The sequence below is a fragment of the Microbacterium resistens NBRC 103078 genome, from assembly GCF_001552355.1.
Taxonomy (GTDB): Bacteria; Actinomycetota; Actinomycetes; order Actinomycetales; family Microbacteriaceae; genus Microbacterium; species Microbacterium resistens.
In genome coordinates this window covers 1-6775 of sequence record NZ_BCRA01000162.1, presented here as the reverse complement: position 1 = coordinate 6775, position 6775 = coordinate 1, and the positions used below count along the sequence as shown (strand labels likewise).

Genomic DNA, 6775 nt, shown 5'->3' with positions numbered 1-6775 from the left:
GGCCACCGCGCGGACGGCGTCGACGAGCGTCGCCGCGTCGGCCGTCTTCAGCAGGAACCCGGCGGCCCCGGCGGCGATCGCCCCGTGCACGAGCTCGTCCTCGTCGAAGCTCGTCAGCACGAGCACGTCCGAAAGCTGCTCCGCGACGATCTCCCGGGTGGCGGAGATCCCGTCCCGGCCCGGCATCCGCAGATCCATCAGCACGACGTCCGGCCGCAATGCCCGCGTGTTGCGGACGGCGACCTCCCCGTCCGCCGCCTCGCCCACGACGTCCACGCCGTGCGCCTCGAGCATGATGCGCAGCCCGGCGCGGATCGCCCCGTGATCGTCCGCGAGCAGGACCGTCGGACGGCGCTCGTCCGGGGACGCGGACGGGGGAGTGGCAGACGGGGGAGTGGCAGACGGGGGAGTGATCATCCGGGCTCCTTCCGGGGCAGGGTGGCGCGGACCGACCAGCCGTCCGCGACCGGGCCGGCGGAGAAGTCGCCGCCCAGAGCGCGGATCCGTGTCGCGATGGTCGCCAGTCCCGTTCCGGATCCGGCCAGCGCCGGGCCGGTCCCGCCTGTGCCGCCGCGGGACTCCACCCGGACCGTGATCCGCTCCGCGTCGCCGGCGAGCAGCACCTCCACCGCCGCGCCGGCCGCGTGCCGGACGCAGTTCGTCAGCGCCTCGCGCACGACGCCCGTGGCCGCCTGACCTACCGGCTCGGAGACCGGTCCCGCCAGCGCGTCGGTGTGCCGGATGCGCAGCCCGGACTCCTCCCCGGCACGCACGAGCGCCGGGATGTCCGCCAGACGCGGGGGAGCGGACAGCGCGCCCCCGGTGTCGCGCAGCACCGAGATCATCGATCGCAGCGCCTCGTGGGCGTCGAGACTCGCGTCGCGCACCGCCCGCAGCGCCGCACGGTCGCGCTCCTCGTCCGGGGGAGTGGACAGCGCCGCCTCGGTGCGGATCGCGATGGCCGAGACGTGACCGGCGACGACGTCGTGCAGCTCCCGGGCCATCACCTCGCGCTCGTCGCGGATCGTCTCGCGCGCGTCGTCCGCGGCCCGCCGGCTCTCCAGCTCGGCCAGCTCCTCGGCCCGCCCCACCGCGACCGCCCACCAGTAGTCCGTGCCGAGGACCGTCCCCATCGCGAGCCCGAGCAGCACGGCCACCCGGACCCCCGTCCCACCGAGGTCGCCGACCCTCACGAACGTGCCGACGAAGACGACGGCGGTGGCCACGCCGATCCCGATCGCGATGCCCTGGCGGATCCGCGCCGAAGAGCGGTGCACGGCGTGCCAGAGGACGTCGAGCAGCACGAGGAGGGACCCGAGGCCGCCCGCCGTGACGAGATCCGCGGCGAACAGCGCCGTCGCCCCGAGCAGGGCGGTGAGCGGGATCCGCTCCCGCAGCGACACGAGCACGCAGCCGGGGAGGGCGAAGACGAGGCTCCACCACGGATCCACCGGAGTCGCGGGGATGCGGAACACGTCCCACATGCCGCTGAGTCCGATCAGCGCCGCGACGACGCTGATGATCGCGAGGCCGAGCGCGTCCCATGCGGCGCGGGGGAGAAGGCGGGCGACACCGGGCAGGACCCGGTCGAGGCCGGGCACCGGCTGCGGGGGGCGGCCGATGTCGCGGATCCGCTCCCCGACCCGCTCGCCGTCACCCCGCTGCATCGCACCATCGAATCACGGTGCGCGGCCCGACGCATCGGTCGAAGGGATGAGCGCCGCGTCCTCCGACCAAAGGATGAGCGGCCGCGCCGCGCCTGCGACCTTCGCCCGATCCGCGTGCGACGCGGACCGGCGAGGGTGGTCGTCATGGAACTCCTCGCGGACTCTCCGCTCGCCCTGACCCTCGCCGTGCTCGCGCTGCTCGACGGGCTCAGCGTCGGCACCCTGCTGATCCCGGTCTTCCTGCTGCTCTCGCCGGGACGCGTGCGGGTCGGACGCATCCTGCTGTACCTGGGCGCGATCACGGCGTTCTACCTGGTGGTCGGCCTTCTGTTCCTGTGGGGACTGGTCAACCTCGTGGACGTCGCCGCGGACTTCTTCGCGTCCACGCCGGGGATGATCCTCCGGCTCGTCGTCGGCGCCGGCCTGCTCATCGGGTCCTTCTTCATCCCGGGGTCGAAGAAGAAGGAGGCGACCGTCGCGGTGCCCACGACGGCGAGCGCGAGCAGTCTGGAATCGGCCGGCGCGGACCGCCCTCTGCCCGGCTTCCGGCCGTCCGTCCCCGACGCCACCGCGCCCCGGGGCGCCGCCTACGCCCCGCCGCCGCCCGTCGCCCTCTCGGGGTCCGCCGGTGGCGGGAACGCCGGGGTCGCCGAGGGAGCCGCGCCGACTCCCCGCCCCGGGCGTCTCGTGCGCTGGCGGGAGAAGCTCCTGGATCCGTCGACGCCCCCGCTGACCGTCATCGGCGTCGCGATCGCCGCCGGTCTCGTCGAGGTGGCCACGATGCTGCCGTACATCGTGGCCATGACGATGCTCGCGGATGCCGGGTACGGCACGCCCGTGCGCGTCGCCGCCCTCGCCGGGTACTGCCTGCTGATGATCGCGCCCGCGCTGATCCTGCTGGTGCTGCGGATCGTCGCCGCACGGCAGATCGAGGGTCCGCTGCGGCGGCTGGGGGACTGGCTGGCCCGCACGGGCGGCGAGACGACCGCCTGGATCGTGGGGATCGTCGGCTTCCTGATCCTTCGCGCGGCCGTGACGGACCTCCGCCTCTTCGAAGCCCTCGACCGGCTGACCTGAGCCCGAGTGGTCAGTTTCTGTGGGTTGAGAGCGCCCGAACCCGCAGAAAGTGACCACTCGACATTAGGCTCGTCGGGTGCGTCTCGTCATCGCCCGCTGCGCCGTCGACTACTCCGGCCGCCTCAACGCCCACCTGCCGCTGGCCACCCGGCTCCTCGTCCACAAGGGCGACGGGAGCCTGCTCGTCCACTCCGACGGCGGCAGCTACAAGCCGCTGAACTGGATGAGCCCGCCGTGCCGGCTCGAGACCGAGACGCCCGGCGAGGAGGAGGCGTCCGCGGGCGTCACCGAGGTCTGGCGGGTCACCCACCAGAAGACCGGCGACGCCCTGCGCGTGCAGATCTTCGAGGTCCTGCACGACTCCGCCCACGAGCTCGGCGTCGACCCGGGACTGCAGAAGGACGGCGTCGAGGCGGACCTGCAGCGGCTGCTCGCGGAACAGGTGGACCGGATCGCGGAGGGCGCGACGCTCGTGCGCCGCGAGTTCCCCACCGCGATCGGCCCGGTCGACCTCATGGTGCGCGACGCGAACGGCGCGGCGATCGCCGTCGAGGTCAAGCGGCGCGGGGACATCGACGGCGTCGAGCAGCTCACGCGCTATCTGGAGCTGCTCGGGCGCGACCCGCATCTCGCGCCGGTCCAGGGGGTGTTCGCCGCCCAGGAGATCAAGCCGCAGGCGCGCGTCCTCGCCGAGGACCGCGGAATCCGCTGCCTCGTGCTCGACTACGAGGACATGAAGGGCATCGAGTCCGGCGCCCCCCGCCTCTTCTGACGCTCGATCCGCCTCGGAGCGCCCGCGGGGTGCCGCCGCGGAGCGCCCGCGGGATCCGCCTCGGAGCACCCCGGGACGTCGCCGCGGACGGGCGAGGGGCGTCGCCGCGGACGGGCGAGGGGCGCCGCCGCCATAGGGTGGAGGCATGCCCGCATCCCCGTACTCCTGCATCCTCTGGGACGTCGACGGAACGATCGCGGATGCCTCGGCCGGCATCCTTCCGCGTCTCGTCGAGGTCCTGACCTCCTTCGGCCGGCCGGCGCCGGCGGAGTCGGAGCTCTCGCTGTGGATCGGGCCCCCGATGTACGAGTCGTTCCAGGTCCGCGGCGGTCTGTCGCCGGCGGATGCGGAGAAGGCGGTGGCGCTGTACCGGGGACTCGCGGCGCGGGACGGGTACGCCGCGTCCGTGCGGATCTACGACGGCGTGCCCGATGTGCTGCGCGCCGTGTCCGCGGCGGGGGTCCCGCAGGCCACGGCCAGCAGCAAGCCGGAGAACCAGGTCACGGCGATCCTCGAGCACTACGGCCTGGCGGGGGAGTTCGTCGTGATGGCGGGTGCCCGGCCCGACATCCCCGGCCGTCACGACGACAAGTCCACCGTCATCGCGAGCGCTCTGGAGCGCCTCACCGCCGCGGGGGTCGACGTCAGCCGCCCCGTCCTCATCGGCGACCGCCACCACGATGTCGAAGGAGCGGAGCCGTTCGGCATCCCGGTGATCTTCGCCGAGTGGGGCTTCGGAGAGCCCGGCGAGGCGGAGGGCGCCCTCGCCCGCGTCTCGACCCCTCTCGACCTCCTCCCCCTCCTCCTCCCCTCGTCCTGACTCTCCCCACCCCCGTCTCTTCCCTCCGTTTGGGGTCCGTGCTGGGGCTGATCCACCCCGAACCCCGCCCCGAACCTCCGAACCGGACCCCAAACCGGCGCAGGGGGAGTCAGGCGGGGGAGAGGGCGTGGTGGCAGGGGACTTCAGTTCGGGGCGGGATCCGGGGGATCGGGGCCCGGTTCGGGGCGGATCAACCCCGAAACGCGCCCCAATTTCCCGGGACGGACCCCAAACCGAGGACCCCAAACCGGGATGGAGCGCCCCGGACACGACAGAGCTCCCCGGGCCTCAGGGCCCGGGGAGCTCTTGATTCCTCCGCGGAGAGACTCCGCGCCGCTGTCAGAGCGGACGGATGTTCTCGGCCTGCAGGCCCTTGGGGCCCTGCGCCACATCGAACTCGACGCGCTGGTTCTCGTCGAGCGAGCGGTAGCCGTTGGACTGGATGGCGGAGTAGTGCGCGAAGACATCCGCCCCACCGTCGTCGGGGGAGATGAAGCCGAAGCCCTTCTCCGCGTTGAACCACTTCACTGTGCCCTGGGTGCTCATTTACTGCCGTTCTGCTGGGGGCGTTGCCGACGCAGGACGCACCGACGCTTCTTACCGTAATGGAGGGAGGGGGGATCACAACACCCCGCGCAAGAAGGAGACATAACCGTTGTCTTAACCGGTGACCCCCGGAGACGAGTGCGGCCCCCACCGCGGGGGGAGCGGTGAGGGCCAAGACGACCGGAGGGTGCGTCCCGATCAGCATATCGCGGATCCGAGAGATTTGTCCCCCATTTGGGGGACAAATCTTGATCCCGGTGGCACAATATATCCCGGAGGACGAGAACGGTCGCGACGGGTTCGACAAGGGGAGAGAGCACCGCCGCGGCACGCTCGTCCGGATCGCTCATCTCGTGATGCCGTCGACCGCTCGCTGGGGGACGGTCGCGGCCGAACTCGTTCGTCTGTCATCGACACCGCCCGATCCAGCGATCCGGCGTCCTCCGCTCCTGGACGTCGGCGAACAGGGGAGCACCGCCCCCGGGACACGAGAGCGGCCCCCTCGAGTGGCCCATTGGGGACTGGGCGACTCGAGGGGGCCCAATCGCACGCACGGGATCGCATGACTCTGGGGTAGTCCCGCCGTCTCTGGGGAATCGGGCGGTGCGATCATCCCCATGTGCGCGCGCCTCCACCATAGGCGAGGGACGCGACGGTTGTCCACGGGGTCCGCTGATCGACAGGGCCCCCTTGACACCGCCCGGGCGTGTCCGTCCTCTGGGCGACGGGCGCGTCAGTCCAGGGGCGGCGGCGGGGTCATGCCGGCCGTTCGCACCGCGACGAGCCGGTCCACCATCTCGCGGAGCCGGTCGACGCCGGAGCGCTCCGGCGAGGAGGACGCGTGCACGAGCATGCTCAGCGCGGCCATCACGAGGGCCACCGCGGCGGCGGCCTCCTGCTCCGACCGCGCGCGCTCGGCGGCGAGGCGCACCAGCTGCTCCCTGGCGGCCCCCATCCACTGCGCGAACGCGGGCAGCAGCTCCGGCCGCTTGAGCACGAGACCCTTCATCCGCCCCCGGTCGACGCCGTCGTCGAGGGACGCCCCGATCAGCGCGCACAGCGCCGGGACCAGCTCGCCGTCGGTCTGCCGGAACCGCTCCGCCGACGCCGCCGAGACGACCGTCTCCGGAAGGTCCAGCGCGGCCGCCGCCTTCGACGGGAAGTAGTTGAAGAAGGTGCGAGGAGACACGTCGACGGCCGCGCAGATCTGCTCGACGGTCATGCCGTCGAGACCGTGCTCCTCGACCAGACGCAGAGCGACCTCGTGGATGGCCTTGCGCGTCTGCATCTTCTTGCGCTCGCGACGACCGGCGCTGTCGGTCGTGTCGACGTTGGTCATCCGCTGCTCCTCCGCGGTTCTCGCCCGCTGCGCCCCTCGGCGAGGGGGCGGATCCGTCGCGCGCGGCGACGGATCCCCGTGCCCATCCTCTCAGCCCCGGTGGACCCGGATGCTCCCGGTGTCGGTCACGCCGGCGAGGTCGGCCTGCTCCTGCAGCGCCGAGACGCGGCGCAGCGGCGGCACGCGGAAGAACCAGGACAGGACGAAGGCGAGCAGCAGCACGCCGAACCCGACCCAGTAGATCGTGACCGTGGACTGCGTGAAGCCGACCATGAACGGCTTCGTGAGCCGTGCGTCGGCGCCCGTGAGGAAGGACGTGTCGCTGATCGACCCGCCGGAGGCGCTCGCGACGTCCGAGTCCTCCGCGCCGATCTGCTTCTCCAGCTCGGGCACGAGCTGGCCGACCCAGTGGCCGCGCTGCGCCGTGTCCGCCCAGTCGACGCGCAGCGACCCGTCGACGACCGTCGCGTGCGCCTTCTCGGCGGCCGCGGCCAGTGCGGCGTCCTGCGCGGCGGGAAGCGCGGCGGCCACCTGCTGGTCGATGACCGCCTGCG

General features: G+C 72.7%; 7 protein-coding genes and 1 pseudogene. 3 read left to right on the top strand and 5 right to left on the bottom strand.

What is annotated here, in order from left to right; genetic code table 11:
* Together MR1_RS18115 and MR1_RS18110 are read right to left on the bottom strand one after the other, a co-directional pair.
* Positions 1-417: response regulator (locus MR1_RS18115; protein ID WP_157518361.1), on the bottom strand; the 417-nt coding region annotated here is incomplete at its 3' end.
* Complete coding sequence (locus MR1_RS18110; RefSeq protein WP_067250377.1) at positions 414-1667, bottom strand: sensor histidine kinase; 1254 nt, start codon at positions 1665-1667, stop codon at positions 414-416. The genes MR1_RS18115 and MR1_RS18110, both read right to left, overlap by 4 nt.
* A 144-nt stretch (positions 1668-1811) precedes the next feature.
* Here MR1_RS18110 and MR1_RS18105 point away from each other — a divergent pair, with 144 nt between their 5' ends.
* The 3 genes from MR1_RS18105 to MR1_RS18095 all read left to right on the top strand — a co-directional run bounded on the left by MR1_RS18105 (position 1812) and on the right by MR1_RS18095 (position 4336).
* Positions 1812-2744, top strand: a complete 933-nt coding sequence (locus MR1_RS18105; protein WP_067250379.1) for a GAP family protein — start codon at positions 1812-1814, stop codon at positions 2742-2744.
* A 76-nt stretch (positions 2745-2820) separates the two neighbouring features.
* Positions 2821-3516, top strand: a complete 696-nt coding sequence (nucS, locus tag MR1_RS18100; RefSeq protein ID WP_067250373.1) for an endonuclease NucS — start codon at positions 2821-2823, stop codon at positions 3514-3516.
* 145 nt (positions 3517-3661) lie between these two features.
* Complete coding sequence (locus MR1_RS18095; RefSeq protein WP_067250370.1) at positions 3662-4336, top strand: HAD hydrolase-like protein; 675 nt, start codon at positions 3662-3664, stop codon at positions 4334-4336.
* A gap of 339 nt (positions 4337-4675) precedes the next feature.
* Here the strand turns inward: MR1_RS18095 and MR1_RS18090 are convergent, their stop codons facing one another.
* The 3 genes and pseudogenes from MR1_RS18090 to MR1_RS20290 all read right to left on the bottom strand — a co-directional run.
* Positions 4676-4882: a cold-shock protein gene (locus MR1_RS18090; protein WP_067250367.1), complete on the bottom strand. Its 207-nt coding sequence runs from the start codon at positions 4880-4882 to the stop codon at positions 4676-4678.
* 733 nt (positions 4883-5615) lie between these two features.
* Complete coding sequence (locus MR1_RS18085) at positions 5616-6221, bottom strand: TetR/AcrR family transcriptional regulator (RefSeq protein WP_067250363.1); 606 nt, start codon at positions 6219-6221, stop codon at positions 5616-5618.
* Positions 6222-6311: 90 nt separating this feature from the next.
* Positions 6312-6775: pseudogene (locus tag MR1_RS20290) on the bottom strand (MFS transporter); the annotation flags it as partial.

Excerpts from the sequence above, each read along its gene's own strand:
- MR1_RS18095 (WP_067250370.1), top strand. The coding sequence starts at position 3,662 with ATGCCCGCATCCCCGTACTCCTGCATCCTCTGGGACGTCGACGGAACG.
- MR1_RS18110 (WP_067250377.1), bottom strand. The coding sequence starts at position 1,667 with ATGCAGCGGGGTGACGGCGAGCGGGTCGGGGAGCGGATCCGCGACATC.
- MR1_RS18085 (WP_067250363.1), bottom strand. The coding sequence starts at position 6,221 with ATGACCAACGTCGACACGACCGACAGCGCCGGTCGTCGCGAGCGCAAG.
- MR1_RS18105 (WP_067250379.1), top strand. The coding sequence starts at position 1,812 with ATGGAACTCCTCGCGGACTCTCCGCTCGCCCTGACCCTCGCCGTGCTC.
- MR1_RS18090 (WP_067250367.1), bottom strand. The coding sequence starts at position 4,882 with ATGAGCACCCAGGGCACAGTGAAGTGGTTCAACGCGGAGAAGGGCTTC.